The following is a 16,765-nucleotide window of genomic DNA, read 5'->3' as shown; positions in this document are numbered from 1 at the left end:
AAATCTAATATCACTATTATCATATTAATGAAATTTTTTAAATAAATGTTGTGTGGAATTATGAATAACGGAGGGGAATAGCTATGTTGAAGTTAAATGGCAAAGATATATATCTTGCAACACTTGAAAGAGAACATTGTAAAAAAATGTGGGATGATTTTGAATATGATTTTGAGGCAATGACTGAACCTTTGAATATTGGTCATTCACATGAGAATGCAGACAAGTGGTTTGATGAAATTCAAGATGTTCAAGGAAATAAGCATATTCGTTTGGGAGTATTTTTACTTGATGGAACTGTGATAGGAGATGTTGCACTTCAAGATATTGAGTGGAAAAATCGATGTTGTACTATTGGATTAGGTATTTCAAGAATTAAAGATCGTTGTAAGGGATATGGAACCGAGGCTGTAAAGTTAATTTTAGAATATGGTTTTAATAACATTGGCCTAGAACGAATTTCCGCAAATACCTTAGAACAAAACAAAGCAACACAACGTGTGTTGGAAAAGTTAGGCTTTACATTAGAAGGTATAGAAAGAGAAGCTGTATATTTTGCAGGAAGAAAGTGGGACAGGCTAAATTATGCTATATTGAGGGAAGAATTCAATAGAAGGATAACAGTTAAAAGGAGAGATATAATGCTTGAAAGATGTATAATGATTTTTCCTGAGTTCAGTAATATGGAGGTTATTGATGAAATAAGAGAAAGGTATGATCCGTTAGCAAGTCATGTTAGACCACATATAACACTTGTATTTCCATTTAAAAGTAGTATAGATTCTATTCAGCTTAAAAAGCATCTGGAAGAAGTTTTAGCATCAGTAAATTCATTTCCTCTAGTGCTTAAAGGTATTACACAAGTTAATTCTTTTGGAAATTATCTTTTCCTAAATATTGAGAAAGGTAAAGAGGAGATAGTTGAAATTCATAGAAATCTATATACAGGAATATTGGAACAATATTTTCCTCAGTGGTTAAAAAAAGAATCATATGATCCTCATATGACTGTTGGCAAGGTAGAAAGTGAAGAAAAGTATAAAACAGCAATTGAAAAAACAAGGGAAGTAACTGACGTTTTTGAAACTATTGTTAATAAGATAAGTGTTGAGATTATAGATGATAATGAGGATTCAATGATAGAAATGGAGATAGGATTAAAGTGATTGTATTTATCAAGAATATTGTAATATGAAGACGAGTATCGAAAAATTATAACTTGTAGGGGGAATTGTAAATGTATTATGGAGAAAAAGTTTGCTTAAGAGCTTATAGAGAAGAAGACGTACCAAAAGCAACATCATTTGTAAATGATGAAGAACTTAAAAAATTGTTAGTCACTAATATTCCTTTTCCTATGACTCTATGGGAAGAGGAAGAATGGGTAAAATCACAGAAAAGTAGTCAAAATGGCAGTTATAATTTTGCCATAGAAGATATAGAAACAAAAAAATATATTGGTGGCTGTGGTATTCAAGAAGTCAATTGGTTATCTCGTGTGGCAACTGTTGGTATTATGATTGGAGATAAGGAATATTGGGGAAAAGGATATGGCACAGATGCAATGAAGGTACTTATGGATTTTATTTTTAATAAGATGAATATTCGTAAAATAAGATTAAGCACATTTTCATTTAATATGAGGGCTAGAAAAAGTTATGAAAAGTGTGGATTTGAGGTAGAAGGAATTTTGAAAGATGAAATATTCAAAGATGGAAAATATTATGATGAAATAATAATGTCGGTTTTTAATAAGTAGGTGGAGGGAAGAAGAGATGGATTCAAAAAGTGATGAACCATTTAACATAAGAAAAGTAACGGAAGATGATGCTGAAAGAGTATTAGATTATATTAATTTGGTAAGTGGTGAATCTGATAATCTAACTTTTAGTATCAATGAACTTAATTGTACTGTAAATGAAGAGAAAAATATTATCCAAGCAATTAACAATTCAAAAAATTCAGTAATGCTAATTGGAGAAATAAATAATGAAATTGTTGCTATGGGGAATATTGGAGGATTATCAAGAAGTAGAATTAAGCATAGGGGAACATTGGCAATATCAGTTTTAAAAAAATGTTGGAATTTAGGAATAGGAACTAAAATGATAGTAGAATTAATTAATTTTGCAAAATCTAAAAATATCGAGGTATTAGATTTAGAGGTTAGATCAGATAATGTTTATGCGGTTAGAATGTATAAAAAAGCTGGATTTGAAATCATAGGAGTTTATAAGAAATATTTCAAAATTGATAAAGAATATTACGATGCTTATATTATGACATTGGAGTTAAAATGAAAGGTATATACATTTTATTTAATTCAAGAAATATATAAAAATGGAAGGTGATACAAATGAGATTAAGATACTTAATGCAGGAGATGTTGCTCCCAAAGGAAGAATTTGTTATTAATAAACGTGCAAATATTCAAGGTTTAGATGTTTTAGTTTTGAGTTTTACAATAGAAAAAGACAAAAACCGTTTATGGTTAATGTATGAAAACAAAGATTTAATTGTGGATGATTTTGATAATGAATATCCAGAAGAATTTAAGACAAATAGAGAGGAACTTCTGAATAGTATTGAGGAGAGAAGAAAAGATAAATATTTATATATAAAAGAAATGGAGATACAAGAACAACTTATTAGATTTGATTCATCAAGTAGTGCTCCAATTCATGATATGAATAGAGAAGGAATGATGCAGTTACAGCATTTTGCTGAAAAAGGCTTGCTTCCAGATGAATGGGATGATGTTAAATTAGAGAGCCTTGTTATTACGGTATATGAACAAGCAGAAGGTGAAATTATTCCAAATATAGATAAAGAAAAGGATTTATCAGTGGTATTACACATTGACGAAAATATAGAAGAAATACCAATCCAATGTCCTTTCACAGTAGAGTTTGGCAAACAGGATATAGGTTCAGAAGTTGTTTATTATGATCCTATCCTTGAGAAGGAAAAGAACTTTTTTATTAATGAAATTTACTCTTATGATGTTTATGAAGATACATTAACAAAATCTGAACAAATAGAAGATCTAGAGATGCGAGAAGAGATGCTCAAGGATTTTAATAGGGCAATGGAAAATTTATGTCCAAGGGATAAAAACTTAGCTGTTATAAAATATGAAACATTAGATAATGTTCAACTTAATTTTATGATGAAAGATTATCTAGAAGCAGAGCCAATAGTGCATGATTCTAGTGGGTCAATAGGATTTATTTGCAAATGTGATGAAACAGGAATTAATGGATATAAGTTACGAGAATGTGTGTTGCAAGCAGTAGATAAAGATTTCAGCGGTGAAATAGAATTAGAGTTATTTTCACGTTATGTTGAAATACCAGAGGAAACTGTAGAATGCTTTTAGTTAATAAAAAGTTTGATAAAGTTAATGAGGTGGAAACATATGAATAAGAAATTAGATATATATTTTTTTGGAGATAATGGTCCCTATGATGAATTTAATCCTGGTTATGTATGTAGTAAAGAATTTGTACCAGAGATATTATACTTACTAGCTCACAATGAACCATATTCTATATCAAAAGATGAAATTATAAAAATAATAAGAATTAATGAAGAAGAATTTGATTGTATAATAAAAAGTTTAAAACGTATTAATGCAATAGATATAATTGAAAACAAATATAAATTAAACTTTCCTGTATTTTTAGAAGAGGACATGCCTTTATTAGATAAGTATTTTGAGGATATTGGAGAAGTTATAGGTAGCAAAATAATTGAAATAAAGGGACAGATTTATGATAAACTATCTAAGTTATCTAACTATTCATCCATTCCTAAAGAAAGACTACTATATCATGTAATTTGTGATGATATCTTTGATGGTACAGCTTTTGATTTTTTCGAAAAGAAGAATGTTTTTTCACCTTCTAAAATTCAGCCAGGAAATAGAGATTATATAATATTTGGATACGAAGATAGTGAAGTTGTGCAAAGCCATAGTAATAAAATACTGTGTAGTAGCAATAATTATAGAAGTCAAAACTTTATCTTCAATAGTTTTGGAGATTCAGATGGTATTAGAAAAGATATGTTTAGGTTTTTTAGGCAGATTGAGAAAAACCTTGAAAGATCAACTCCATTTAGTGATCTAAACTTAGATTATATAAAAATAATTGAGAACAAGAATCGTAAGATTGCAGAAAAATGTGGCGAAATAGTTTTGAAGAGTTATAAGAATGAAATAGTATATAATCAATTGTCTATAAGTGAAAAAGATATGGTTAAGTTTCTTGAAGAACTTGAATATATAAGTATAAATGAGGAAGATAGCACTGTTGTTTGTAATGTTCCTGTTTTTCAAAGGACAGATAATGAGATTATTAATGAAATATCAGATATTATTCTTAATCAAATATGTGATATAGTTAAATCTACCTTTGATAGATTTGAAAAAGAAGCTATTGAATTAACTGCTATAAAACATAAAAACAGTATGAAAGAAATAGCAATAGAACTGTGGTATCAAGTCTTTGGTTTTACAAATGAATATTTAGCCCAAGTTGGTTTTGTACAATCTCCAGAATATATAGATGGAGAAGGAAGATATTTAAGAAGTTTTACTATTATGTAAAAAAAGGATGTGTATTATGAAAATTGTTTATGATACATATGATTCACCAATAGGACTGATTCATGTAGTAGTAGATGAAATTGGGGTTAAAAAAGTATTCCTTTTTAAAGAAGATTGGGAAGATTATCTAATAGAAAATGCAGATATTAAATTAGATAAACAAATTTGCAAAGATGTTATTATTCAATTGGATGAATACTTTAAGAAAGAGAGAGTAAATTTTCAACTACCCTTGTCTATTGAAGGCACAGAATTTAGAATTAAGGTTTGGAATGCATTAAGAGAGATACCTTATGGTGAAGTAAAAAGCTATTTACAAATAGCAGAAACAATAGGAAATCCTAAATCAGTAAGAGCAGTAGGTCAAGCAAATAGAGCAAATCAAGTACCAATAATTATTCCTTGCCATAGAGTTATAGGTAAAAATGGAGATTTAGTAGGTTTTGCAGGAGATAAAACAAATGTAAAGAGATTTCTACTTGAGTTAGAAGGGGTGAATATAGACATATGATTAAACAAATTTTCACTGAAAGATTAGTAATGCGTAAATTCAATAAAGATGATTATCAGGATGTATTTGAATATTTAAGTGATGAAGATGTAATGGAACATATTGAACCACCATTTACCTACAAAGAAGCAAAAAAATTTGTTGATACATTTATTTGTGAAGATCCAAGTGTATTTGCCTTGGTAGAAAAGTCCAGCGGTAAAGTCATAGGACATGTTATATTTCATCCATATGAATATGAAAATGTATATGAGATTGGATGGATAATAAACAAAGATTATCAAGGAAGAGGATATGCTTTTGAAATTAGTAATGCACTCATAGAATATGGGTTTGAAGAATTGAAACTTCATAGAATTTTTGCTACCACAGTAGCAGGTAATAATAGGTCAAGCAGTTTGTTGGAAAAGCTAAACATGAAAAAAGAAGCTGTTTTCAGGAAAGCCAATTTTCATAATGAAAAATGGATAGATGAATATTGGTATGGGATATTAGAAGAAGATTATTTTGAAGGTTAAAGAAATTTTAATACAAGATTGAATACGCCAAGAAAAGAGGAAATAATATGCCAATAAAAGATATAAATCAACCTGAGATAATTAATATTGATTCTAATTTAAGGTTAAAAAAATTTGATAATAAATTTTCCTTTGCATTTGACTGGTATCAAGATGAAGATACTGTAAAATTAGTTGATGGTTTAAATGCAAAAAAATATGATTTTAATACCTTAAAAAGTATGTATCAATACCTAAATAATGTTGGTGAATTGTACTTTATTGAAATATTAGAGAATAATGAATTTATACCAATTGGTGATGTTACTTTTTGGAAGGATGATATGCCTATTGTTATAGGAGATAAAAATTATCGAAACAAAGGTATAGGTAAAAAGGTAATAGAGGCATTAATAAGAAGAGCAAAAGAATTAGGTTATCAAGAAATAAAAGTTCGTGAAATATATACTTATAATATTGCTTCTCAAAGATTATTTGAAAGTGTAGGCTTTAAGAAAAGTGGAAATACAGCTAATGGCTTTTCTTATACATTGAGTATATAACAGATAAAACTAATGTCAGTGATTATAACTGGCATTTTTTCTATCAAAAAATCAGGAATATGAATGTATATTATGATAAAATAGGATATATAAATGGATTTAGAAGAATATGGTGGTGAAATTGTGTATAAAGATATAATTAAATTTGCAAAGGTTTATATGGAGAACAAGAATAGAAAACGGTTTACACTTGAAGAATTAGAAAATTATCTTATCAATAAGTATAAAGGGAAAAGCGGATATGAAAAAAACGGTGGTTATAGAGGATTATATAATGGGCTTACCAAAGCAGTAGATGAGGGAATAGTTAAAGAGATAAAAAGGTCAAATTATAATGGTATGAATCCTCCTCTAAAAGGCAAGTGGGAGATAATAACTGAAGAGAAGATTTCTAAATGGGATAAAAATGAGATGATGAAAATGTCTGATTTACTTGACTTTGGTTACTATGAAAGACATTTAGAATGTCAAAATGAAAGAGAATGGGAATATATAAAAAATATTTACAACTTTTTAAAAATAAGAGATAATAGAGAATGGGCAAGCTTAGAAGAAAGGTCTTTGGAACTTTTCTACGATGAGAAGTTTTTGTATTCTAAAAGAAAAGAAAAAATTGATAACAAAATACTTTCAAGATTAAATATTACATATGAAGATTTAAAGATGAAAAAGTATGGAGAAATGTTCATATACTGGAAAAGGGGAATAGAAAGTATAAAAAAGGTAATAATCCTTGAGAACCATTCTACTTTCTTTTCTTACAAAAGAGCATGTGAAAATGAAATAGATATTTTTGGAGATGTACCTGATTTACTTATATTTGGTCAAGGTAAAAAGATAATTAATAGCTTTTCATTTATTGAAGAATTAGCTCGACCATTAGAATTAGAAATACTATATTTTGGAGATATTGATCCGGAAGGGTTTATGATATATAGAAGTTTTAAAGAGAGGTATAGTGATTTAAATATAAACTTACATCTCAAAGCATATATAAATCTTATAGAAATAGCAAAAAAACATCCTTGCATTGGTCAAAACAAAAATGTTTTGGATTTAAATTTTGTATTAGATGAATTAGCTAGTTATTCTCTTGAGAATTATGGAGAGGTATTGAAAGAATTGTGGACAAGGGATTTGAGGATTCCTCAGGAGTATATAACATATGAATACATACTGAAAGGTGATAAAATTGGAAGTAATTGAAAGTGGATTTTTTGATAGAATGAAAAAAATAGAACCAATAAGGATGCTTGGGACTGGTATGGATGTAGGTGAGCTCAATGAGTTTTCTCATGAAATATGTTTTCTTATCCTATTAAATATATTTAGAAGAGAGTTAACAGAGAATCCAAATAGAACTAGAGTGGATATGATTCATATTACAGAAGAGATAGTTAGAGATATGGGGATTGAAACATCAAAGGATAATATTGAGAGAATTGTAGATGGTACCTTGTGGTATAGAGAACCTAGTAAACAAGAAAACTTTAGTTCTACTATATACAATGAGCAAACTAAAAATAGGGAAGAATATGTATTTAGATATTTGAAAGAAGATAGAGAGCACAGTCATTGGGAGGAAGGTGGTTCTACAGTATATATGCTTACTGAAGAATCCCAAGAGATGATTTTTATTACTAGAGAGATATTAGAGGAATTTGGATTCGACGTAGAACAGTTCTACACTCTTCAATTAATAAAAACAGGAAATTTTACCAAGGCGAAGGGAAGTGTAGACAACCTTATTGCTAGAGTTAGAACCCTAATCAAAAGGGAAAAGGATCATAGACAAGATATGATAAGAGATCCTCAAGTTATCTTTTTTGATAGGCAAAGAAATGCCAGAAAAACAGAAGAGGAAATAAGAAAACAATTTGAAGATGAGCAAAGTGTATTTGAAGATATGTTTTCGTGGAAGAGTAGATATGAATCACTGCCTGATGAAAAGAAGTACGAAGCAGAATTAATGTTTGAAAATTTAGAAAAGGCTAGGATACTTCATGACAATTTAGCTAAGATAGTTATGGAAAATATAGCTTATGAGATGGAAGTAAGAGTTAAATATCCAGAGAGTTTTTGGAAGACTTCAAATGTTAGTTTCAAAAAAGATATATGGAAAAATACCATAGTGAAAAATGGACTTAGAAATTTTGACCAATTAGAATATATATTATCACCACTTTTTTCTCCACAAGTTGACTTCATATATCCATTAAACTGGGCTTGGGAGGAGCAGATGGTTAGGACTTATACGCAAGAGATAATAGAATATGATGAAGAGGAAGAAGAGGAAAACTGGTTTACTGAAGAAACTGATTGGGAACTTATAGTTGAGTTATGGAGTAGTATATTTGACTCACTTTTAGAAAAGGGTCAGTTTTCCATAGGAGAACTAAATGAAATAAGTGATGAGAACAAAGAAAAATGGCTTAGTCAACGAGAGAATATCGAACTATTTATGATGTTTGCTATATCGGAAGTAGTTTTAATTGATAATTTTGAAGGAATAGATGAGAGACTAAAGCTTTTTAGCCTTTTATGCGACAGTGATGAAAAGTATAAAGTACTTCATGAGAAAAAGATAAAGAGTAAAATTGAAATAGACAAAGAACCTCTTTTATGGAGAGAAATACGTATATCTCCTTATACTATATATGTGGAGGAGGAAAAAGATGAGTTATTCAAATGAAAACATACAAAAAGCTTCTAAGGTTTTTTTCTATCTTTTGAAAAACAAAATAGTATCTATAAATGATGCATTGGGGAATGAATATATTGAGAATCTGGAAGTAAGGGAAATTGTTAAAACTATGGCTGATGAAGGAGGGCTTATAGTTTTTCATGTTGGAGGCAATATACATTTAGTGAGTAATTCATATGATTCTATGTTTGCTACTTCCTATACTCATATGAAAAGTAAATACAAAGGGCTTAAAAAGAAGAAATATTATTATTTGGCAAATATCATCATATGTATATTCTTATCAGAAATTGACAAAGAAAAGTTTGTACGACTTAGGGCAGAAGAAGAGGGTATATCCTATTACAAATTGGAAGAGATTATCACTAAGACCATAGAATCTTGGGAAAAAAGAACTCACGAAGAAGAAAGTTTTTCTAAGGATTGGGCTATAGCTATTGATGATATACATACCTTATGGACAATAGAATTATCCCATTCAAAACCATCAAAGAGTGAAGAACGTCCATTTAGCATTTCAGCTGATACAAGACTTGGATTTATCCATGAAGCATTAAAACCCTTAAAAGATGAAGGGCTTATCATAGATATGATTAAAGAATCTAGAATAATACCTAAAGATGAACTATATGAAAGACTTGATTACCTATATCATGGACAGGAAAGATATGAAGAGATAATGAGCCTTATAGAAGACACGAAGGGGGAATTTTTAGATGCCTAGGATTTCTAAAATTAGATTGGTTGGATGTAAATATGATGGTTTCAAAAAAGAACATGAAAACTCTATCTATGATCTTACAAGAGATGAAGAACCAGATCATACTCTTTTCACATTGAAAAATGGTGGTGGAAAAGGTGTAATGATGCAACTTTTATTTCAAATAATGATGCCTGAAACTAGATGGGGAAAGAACAATGGAAACAAAGTCATCTCCATGTTTTATGATCATAAAGGAAGACTATATCCATATACCCTTCACGTGTTATTAGAATGGAAACTAGATACATTACCAGAAAAATGGCTTATTACGGGAATATGTATGAAAGCTTACAAGAGAAGTACATCAAAAAATGAAGAAGAGGAAGAAAAGATAGGGCTTAATTATTTTTTATATACTTATGAACATGAGAACAATGGCTTCTATACTCTAGAAAATATCCCTGTTTATGATAAGGACAAGGGTGAGTCTGTAGAATATGAAATGTTTGAAAAATTCATAGAGGACAATGGGAGAGATTTTGTAAGATATTCTCAATCTAGTGTTAAGAGACTTGATTCTAATTACTATGAATATATGAAGAGATGGGGAATATATAAATCTGAATGGGAAATTTTAAAAGTTATAAACAAAGTAGAAGGTGGAGTTGGAGATTATTTTGAAAAAGCTACGGATAATAAAGCAATATTTGATAATTTAATACTTCCTGCTATATCTGAAAACATGAAGAATTATGACAATGACAGTGATAGTTTGAAGGAAATGTTCAAGAGCAACTTATACATAACACAAAACTTACCTATTTTATTGAAAAGAGAAGAAGATTTTAGAGATTTAGTAATAGCTATTAATCCACTAATAGAAAATGCACAAATAGGTACAAAGATTTTGGATATGAAAGAAAGATGCATAGCTGATGGAAATGATCTATATTTCATTATAAAAGATGAAGAAAAAAATGCAGAAAAAGATATAGAAAAGTGGAAAGATGAAATAAAAAAAGGTAAAGCAAAAAAAGAAGAATTAGATTTTCAAAGAGCTAATTTAGAATATGCTGAATTAAATAAAGAGATAAGAGAAATAGAAGACAAAAACAAGGAATTAGCAAACAATATAATTGAAAAAGAGAATAGTATTGAAGAATTGATGAAAGAAAAGAAGTTTTATGAAATAAATAGAATATTATCAGAAATGAATATGTATGACAACTCTTTGAAAGAAAAACTAGATGAAAAGATGAGGTTAATAAAGGCCTTAGAATTAGATGATACCAGAAAAAGAGTAGAACAACTAGATATAATGATAAGGGAAAAGTGGGACTTACTAAAACTAAAGTGGGAAGATGTTTCTATTAATTATTTTGGTTATAAAAATTATTTAAATAGACAGTTAGAAAATAAGAATACAAATAAAGATAAAGTTTTACAAGTAGAAAAGGAACTTAACAATAATATAAACTTATTTTTAATTAAAAAAGAACAATTAGATAAAGAGTTTAAAAAACTATCAAATATATTTGATCCATTTAACATGAGTTTTCCAGAAAAGCTTTTAGAAGATATAAAAAGTGAACTTCAAGAAAAAGAGAAAAATATAGCCAAACTTGAATCTAAAATTGAAGGTAAAATAGAGAATGTCAGTAATTTTAAAATAGAGAAAAATAAAATTGAAATAGAGATTAAAAATGAGAAGGATAAAATTAAAAAGCTAAAGAAAGATTTAGGCGATATAGAAAAAATAGAGTTAGATTTGAAGCGAAGGATATGTTGGGAATTGGGTCTTGATGATATTAGAGAAGAGATGACTCCAAACTGGATTGGTGAGAAACTATACAAAATAGAAGAATTATTAGATGAAAAGGACAAAAAATTAGAGGAATTACAAAAAAATCTTTGGGAAAACAATATAGACAAGTCTCTAAATAGGGATAGAAACTACTGGATACCTAATAAGGATGTACTAAGTCTTAAAGAAAGAATAATGGATATTGGAATAAATGTTCAAACAGGCATGGAGTTTTTAAGTGATTTAGACCATGAAGAAATAGACAATATACTAGCTAAAAATCCTTCTTTTATGTATGGACTAGTTATAGGAAATCAAGAAGATTGGAAGGTAATAGAGAAAAGTATAGATAGTGATTTTTTACTTCACAACTTAATCCCAATATATCTAAGAACGAATATGGGAAAAGAATCTGTTAAGGAATTTGTATCAGTACACAATAAGGCTTATGATTTTATATATAATCAAAAATACATTGAGTGGATTGATGGAATAGATAAGGAATACAAGCATATAAAAGATGCTATTATAAGTATAAAAGATGGAATAAATAATTTAAATAGATTAATTAATGATATTAAAAATTGGGAAAGCAGTGTGCATTCATTTGAAATTATACAGGAAATAAGCGAACATGAAAGTGTACTTGAAGCATTTGAAATAGAACAAGCTAAGATTAAGGCTACAATACATGAAGAAGAAAGTGAACTAATTATAATAAAAAACACTTTGAAGTCCTTAAAAGATGAAAGGGAAAAAATAAAAGACAATTTGAGAGTATTAGAGAAGTATGTAGAAATGAAGTTATTAATTGATGAAGAAGAGATAATATATAAAGAAAACATAGATAAATTAGAAGATATCAACGCTAAACTTAAAGAAATAGATATGGAAATTGGTCGAGTGAAAAAGAAAAAGGAATCTAATGAAGTAGATTTTAAAAAATGGGATGTAGAGATAAAAAATAAGCTAAGTGAAATAAAAGAAGTAGTACCTGAGGTTAGGGTTAATTTGGTTCAATCTATAGATTTAGAGATTTCGACTATGCCATCTTATTTACTGAGTGAAGATGATATATTTATTGACTTAAAAGAAAGAAAAGCATTAGCTAGTGATATTGAAAAGAGAGATTCTCAAATTATGGTTATTCAAAAGGATATAGAGATCTTTCAAGAAAAAATAGAAAGTTGCAGGAATAATTTAGACAAAATAGATGTACTGTGGGAGAATTATGAAGACTTAAAGCTACCATTAAATGAAATAAATATTATTATAGAAGAAATAGAAAAGAAATTAAAAATTCTTGAAGATGAATTCAATAGTCTAAAATCAGATAGGGATAGATTATTGGGAAGCTTAGAAGAAAAGAAAAAATCAGTTGTGAAAATCAATGACAAGATTCAAAAAGCATACAAAAGAGCTGCAGAACTATGGACAGATTTAGATTTATTGCAAAAGAGTATTAATATAGAAAAAGATTATGAAGATAATGAGAACTTTTTAAATCAAGCAGAAGATATATTAGAGAAAAGAACAATATATAAAATAGGTTTAAATGAATATATCATTAAATTGAAAGCTAATAAAGAATTGGATTTCCATAAAGGTAAGATGAACAAAATATTAAAGGAAAAGGTAGTTAAAAATCCAAATTTTGAAGTGGATGAGTGGTTCAAAAGGTATGATAAAATTGAAGATAATTTAGATAGAGAAACAACTAATGGAGAAGAATATTTGAAAGCTTTTAAAGAAAATGTTCAAGCTAAGGTGTATGATGAATTGTTAAAAGACAGGATACTTAATGAGATTCAAAAGGTTAAAGTTGATAGATTCAGAAGGAATTTAGAATCCTTTAATAGCATGAAGAACCATTTTGAAATAGAATTAAACACACTGTCTAGTGATAAGGAAAAGGCTGAACAGGCGAGGAATCAATGGGCTATTAGGGCTTCAAAAAGAGTTATAAAGATAGTAGAATCATTAAAAGAAATGGTAGCAGGCATGGTTTATGTAAATGAGAACAACTATTCTTTTCCTCTTGTAAAATTAAAGGGAGAAGAAAAGCTTCCTAGAGATGAGGAAGATGTACTTTTCTTATTAAAAGATTACTTTGTTGAAGCTATAGAAAAAGCTATTGAAGAAAATGAAAATATTGAGGATATTGATGATAGAAAATTAAAAGAATTAATGAGTGACAAAACTATATTTTCTAAAGCACTTCAAGGTAGATATCCAATTCTAATGGTTTATAAGATGACAGAGAAAAATGAGTTTAGAGTTGCAAAACCACGAGATTATTATTATACTACATGGGAAGCTATTAATAAGGGAGAAGGAGATATGCCAGAGGGAAGTGGAGGACAGACTCTTTCAATAAATACCTTTGTAATAATGATGCTTATGAATTATAGGAAAAGACATGTTGGAAATGAAAGACCTTGGACTGTTCTTATCCTTGACAATCCTTTTGGGAAGGCTTCAGCAAAACATATACTAGATCCTGTGTTTGAAATTGCAGATAAGTTAAATTTTCAAATAATAGCTTTTGCTGCTCCTGAAATTATAAAGGTAGAAATCAGTGAGAGATTCCCAGTGTTTTGGGAGTTGAGGATTGGAGAAGGAGATAGAGATAGCTTAATTACAGGAAAAGTAATGCATGGAGGAAGAAAAAGAATGTCATAATCATCCTAGTGTTAGACATTTAGACTTATGGAGGTTGAACTCATATGAAAATATATTTTTTAGATAAAGTTTTAGAATGTGAGAGAGATATAAATGCAATCATACAGACTTTAAAAGAGGTAGAAAAGATGGCCTTAAAGTCAAATTATGTTATTAGCCATTTAGAAGTAAATGGGGAAAAGATATATGATAATTTTAATCACTATTTTTCAAACAATCTAGAAGACATAAATGCTGTAAAAGTTATTGCTAAAACTCCTAGGCAATTGGCTAGAGATTTGGTTGTGTACATGAGTGAGATGATAGAAGGATTTATACCTGATATTGAAATATTAGCAAATGATTTTAGAAAAGATGCAACCAAAAAGTCTTGGGAAGAGTTAGTGAATGTATTTGGTGGTATAAAGTGGATATTAGATGCTTTTTCTACATTGGATTCTGATACTGAACTTATATATATAATTAATGACTATGAAAAATGGAATTATTTTGCTAAGGATACATACTCATTAAGAGAAATAATGGTTGGATTTCAAGAAATATTATTAACTGATGATCATGACTATGTTCCAGAAATACTTTCTGGTGAAATAGTTCCTTTACTTAAGGATATGAAAGATAAATTAGACACCCTTGTTGATAGAAAAATTGACTTAGATAAACTTAATTAAAAGCATGAATGGAAATGAGTCAAAGGACCGTCCCTTGACTCATTTAGCTTACTTCAAATATTTATCCATCCAATTAGTGATTTCGGTTAATCTTCTGATTCTATGTTTTGGTTTTCCACTTCTACTTAACTCATGATTTTCTCCACGGAACATACAAAGTCTTGCGTCTATTCCATGATATTTTAATGCAGTAAACATTTGAATCCCTTCAGCTAACCAACAACGATAATCTTCTTCAGAGTGAATGAATAGTGTAGGTGTCACTGCCTTGTCTGCATATTTAAGTGGTGAGTGGAACCATAGTTTGTCTACATCACCCCAAGGGGTAGCAGCTTGTTGGTCATCTACAAAGTAATATCCTATATCAGTAGTACAAAACTTAGAAATCCAGTTGGAGATACTTCTTTGGCTAGCAGCAGCTTTAAATCTATCTGTATGACCTATTATCCAGTTGGTCATAAATCCACCATAGGAACCACCTGTTACACCCAATCTATTTGAATCAATAAATGGATATTTTTCCAATACTAAATCTGTAAATTTCATAATATCGTCATAGTCAATAGTGCCATACTTTCCTCTTATATCTGCAAATTCATTTCCTCTTCCATCACTTCCTCTAGGATTTAAGAAGAATACTACATAGCCTTGATTTACCCAGTATTGCATTTCATGATTGAAAACTTCTCCGTAGACAGTTTTAGGGCCACCATGGATATCAAGTATTCCAGGATATTTTTTATTTAGATCAAAATCTACTGGTCTTAATATCCAACCTTCAATAGTTGTACCATCTTCTGTTTCAAAAGTAATTCTTTCTGGCTTTGATATATCTTTTGTCTCTATAACCCATTCATTAAATGAAGTCAGTTGTACTTCTTTTCCATCTTTAAGGGCATATAGTTCTTGAAGTTTCATGTTTTTAAGACCCATAAAATGGATATTTCCATTTAGGATATCAAATCCATCAATAGAACCACCATCAGTAGTTACCTTTTCAACATTTCCTTTTTCATCAATTCTCTTTATATATGAAGAATTCCATTCAGTAGAAACAAAATATAGATACTTACCATCAACTTTAAAAGTTCTATTTCCTCCATATCTACAATCAGAACCAACAGAATTCCAAATACTATAGTCGTAATCACATATTTTTTCAACTGCTTTTGTTTTTATATCTAATGTGTAGAAATTGCTGTTTTGATTTATTCCATAATCTTTCATATCACTTCCAGCAAATATTATATTATCTCCTAAGAAATCTACATAAGAATAGCTAAATTGTTCTTCATGGGTTAAATCTTCAAGCTTATCTTCTATTATGTCATATAGATATAAATTTGAATTTTTAGTCATTTTGTCTCTATAATGATTTGATATAATTACTGCCTTTGTTTTGTTTTGATTTAATTTAAGCAAACCAATATCTGTAAATTCATCAGTAATTGGTGTAATATCACCAGTTGCGCTATTGAATTTATATAATCTATTTCTTTTCTTATTTGTAAATCCGTTTCCATTAGACCAGAAAGGGATTTCATCTAATACTTCATAATCTTTTTCTTCTTTAAATAAGCTGGAATCAGGTTTATAGTGATTATATATTCCTGTTACTAAATAATTTTTATCGTCTATTTTTTCAATACCTGATACAGAAATAGGTACTTTAAAGCATTCTACAGCTTCACCACCGTGAATATTTATTTGGTAATAGGTAGTGAATTCTTCTCCCTTTTCCAATTGTTCTTTGTCCTTTTGATTTCTAGTAGCGGGGAAGATAATATTAGAATCATCTAACCAAAAAAAGCTTTTTTCACTGTCAAGAGAGGTAAGTTGTTTATATTCCTTTGTTAATGTATCATACAGCCATATGTTCGATAAATATTTGTTTTCTTCTACATCCATTCTATGCACAACAAATCCTAAGTATTTTCCATCTGGAGAATATTTTAGACCAGAAAGAAATTTATACTTTGTAAAATCATCAAGTTTTAAGTTTCCCATCATCATCCCTCCAT

General features: G+C 29.0%; 14 protein-coding genes. 13 read left to right on the top strand and 1 reads right to left on the bottom strand.

Features of this window, described 5'->3' with window-relative positions; translation table 11 throughout:
• Positions 1–83: 83 nt before the first annotated feature.
• The 13 genes from BQ9840_RS05210 to BQ9840_RS05150 all read left to right on the top strand — a co-directional run bounded on the left by BQ9840_RS05210 (position 84) and on the right by BQ9840_RS05150 (position 14,744).
• Positions 84–1,166, top strand: a complete 1,083-nt coding sequence (locus tag BQ9840_RS05210; protein WP_077368752.1) for a GNAT family N-acetyltransferase — start codon at positions 84–86, stop codon at positions 1,164–1,166.
• Positions 1,167–1,237: 71 nt separating this feature from the next.
• Entirely contained in the window at positions 1,238–1,759 is a 522-nt protein-coding gene (locus tag BQ9840_RS05205; protein ID WP_077368750.1) for a GNAT family N-acetyltransferase, read from the top strand.
• A 16-nt stretch (positions 1,760–1,775) separates the two neighbouring features.
• The gene (locus tag BQ9840_RS05200; RefSeq protein ID WP_077368748.1) at positions 1,776–2,300 is read left to right on the top strand and encodes a GNAT family N-acetyltransferase; all 525 of its coding nucleotides are present in this window, start codon (positions 1,776–1,778) and stop codon (positions 2,298–2,300) included.
• A 56-nt stretch (positions 2,301–2,356) separates the two neighbouring features.
• Positions 2,357–3,379, top strand: coding sequence for a hypothetical protein (locus tag BQ9840_RS05195; protein WP_077368746.1), 1,023 nt, complete (start codon positions 2,357–2,359; stop codon positions 3,377–3,379).
• Positions 3,380–3,418: 39 nt separating this feature from the next.
• Positions 3,419–4,609, top strand: a complete 1,191-nt coding sequence (locus BQ9840_RS05190) for a hypothetical protein (RefSeq protein ID WP_077368744.1) — start codon at positions 3,419–3,421, stop codon at positions 4,607–4,609.
• A gap of 16 nt (positions 4,610–4,625) precedes the next feature.
• Positions 4,626–5,120: a methylated-DNA--[protein]-cysteine S-methyltransferase gene (locus BQ9840_RS05185; protein ID WP_077368742.1), complete on the top strand. Its 495-nt coding sequence runs from the start codon at positions 4,626–4,628 to the stop codon at positions 5,118–5,120.
• Entirely contained in the window at positions 5,117–5,638 is a 522-nt protein-coding gene (locus BQ9840_RS05180; protein WP_077368741.1) for a GNAT family N-acetyltransferase, read from the top strand. The genes BQ9840_RS05185 and BQ9840_RS05180 overlap by 4 nt, the downstream gene beginning before the upstream one ends.
• A 47-nt stretch (positions 5,639–5,685) precedes the next feature.
• A complete protein-coding gene (locus BQ9840_RS05175; RefSeq protein ID WP_077368739.1) occupies positions 5,686–6,180 on the top strand; it encodes a GNAT family N-acetyltransferase in 495 nt (164 codons plus the stop codon).
• A gap of 93 nt (positions 6,181–6,273) precedes the next feature.
• Positions 6,274–7,386: a Wadjet anti-phage system protein JetD domain-containing protein gene (locus tag BQ9840_RS05170; protein ID WP_200804878.1), complete on the top strand. Its 1,113-nt coding sequence runs from the start codon at positions 6,274–6,276 to the stop codon at positions 7,384–7,386.
• On the top strand, positions 7,373–8,872 hold the full coding sequence (locus BQ9840_RS05165) for a hypothetical protein (protein WP_077368737.1): 1,500 nt from the start codon (positions 7,373–7,375) through the stop codon (positions 8,870–8,872). Before BQ9840_RS05170 ends, BQ9840_RS05165 begins: the two co-directional genes overlap by 14 nt.
• Positions 8,856–9,608 (top strand): DUF6063 family protein, encoded by a 753-nt coding sequence (locus tag BQ9840_RS05160; RefSeq protein ID WP_077368735.1) that lies wholly within the window; start codon positions 8,856–8,858, stop codon positions 9,606–9,608. Before BQ9840_RS05165 ends, BQ9840_RS05160 begins: the two co-directional genes overlap by 17 nt.
• Positions 9,601–14,073, top strand: a complete 4,473-nt coding sequence (locus BQ9840_RS05155; RefSeq protein WP_077368733.1) for a hypothetical protein — start codon at positions 9,601–9,603, stop codon at positions 14,071–14,073. The genes BQ9840_RS05160 and BQ9840_RS05155 overlap by 8 nt, the downstream gene beginning before the upstream one ends.
• A 44-nt stretch (positions 14,074–14,117) precedes the next feature.
• Positions 14,118–14,744, top strand: coding sequence for a hypothetical protein (locus BQ9840_RS05150; protein ID WP_077368731.1), 627 nt, complete (start codon positions 14,118–14,120; stop codon positions 14,742–14,744).
• A gap of 48 nt (positions 14,745–14,792) precedes the next feature.
• Here BQ9840_RS05150 and BQ9840_RS05145 read toward each other — a convergent pair whose 3' ends face one another.
• On the bottom strand, positions 14,793–16,751 hold the full coding sequence (locus BQ9840_RS05145; protein WP_077368729.1) for an alpha/beta hydrolase family protein: 1,959 nt from the start codon (positions 16,749–16,751) through the stop codon (positions 14,793–14,795).
• Positions 16,752–16,765: the final 14 nt, after the last annotated feature.

Origin of the sequence: Anaerosalibacter sp. Marseille-P3206 (genome assembly GCF_900155565.1) — a bacterium.
Taxonomy (GTDB): domain Bacteria; phylum Bacillota; class Clostridia; order Tissierellales; family Sporanaerobacteraceae; genus FUHM01.
This window is presented reverse-complemented; position numbering and strand designations above follow the sequence as displayed.

Coding starts and splice junctions, on each gene's coding strand:
- BQ9840_RS05210 (WP_077368752.1), top strand. CDS start 84: ATGTTGAAGTTAAATGGCAAAGATATATATCTTGCAACACTTGAAAGA.
- BQ9840_RS05205 (WP_077368750.1), top strand. CDS start 1,238: ATGTATTATGGAGAAAAAGTTTGCTTAAGAGCTTATAGAGAAGAAGAC.
- BQ9840_RS05200 (WP_077368748.1), top strand. CDS start 1,776: ATGGATTCAAAAAGTGATGAACCATTTAACATAAGAAAAGTAACGGAA.
- BQ9840_RS05195 (WP_077368746.1), top strand. CDS start 2,357: ATGAGATTAAGATACTTAATGCAGGAGATGTTGCTCCCAAAGGAAGAA.
- BQ9840_RS05190 (WP_077368744.1), top strand. CDS start 3,419: ATGAATAAGAAATTAGATATATATTTTTTTGGAGATAATGGTCCCTAT.
- BQ9840_RS05185 (WP_077368742.1), top strand. CDS start 4,626: ATGAAAATTGTTTATGATACATATGATTCACCAATAGGACTGATTCAT.
- BQ9840_RS05180 (WP_077368741.1), top strand. CDS start 5,117: ATGATTAAACAAATTTTCACTGAAAGATTAGTAATGCGTAAATTCAAT.
- BQ9840_RS05175 (WP_077368739.1), top strand. CDS start 5,686: ATGCCAATAAAAGATATAAATCAACCTGAGATAATTAATATTGATTCT.
- BQ9840_RS05170 (WP_200804878.1), top strand. CDS start 6,274: ATGGATTTAGAAGAATATGGTGGTGAAATTGTGTATAAAGATATAATT.
- BQ9840_RS05160 (WP_077368735.1), top strand. CDS start 8,856: ATGAGTTATTCAAATGAAAACATACAAAAAGCTTCTAAGGTTTTTTTC.
- BQ9840_RS05155 (WP_077368733.1), top strand. CDS start 9,601: ATGCCTAGGATTTCTAAAATTAGATTGGTTGGATGTAAATATGATGGT.
- BQ9840_RS05150 (WP_077368731.1), top strand. CDS start 14,118: ATGAAAATATATTTTTTAGATAAAGTTTTAGAATGTGAGAGAGATATA.
- BQ9840_RS05145 (WP_077368729.1), bottom strand. CDS start 16,751: ATGGGAAACTTAAAACTTGATGATTTTACAAAGTATAAATTTCTTTCT.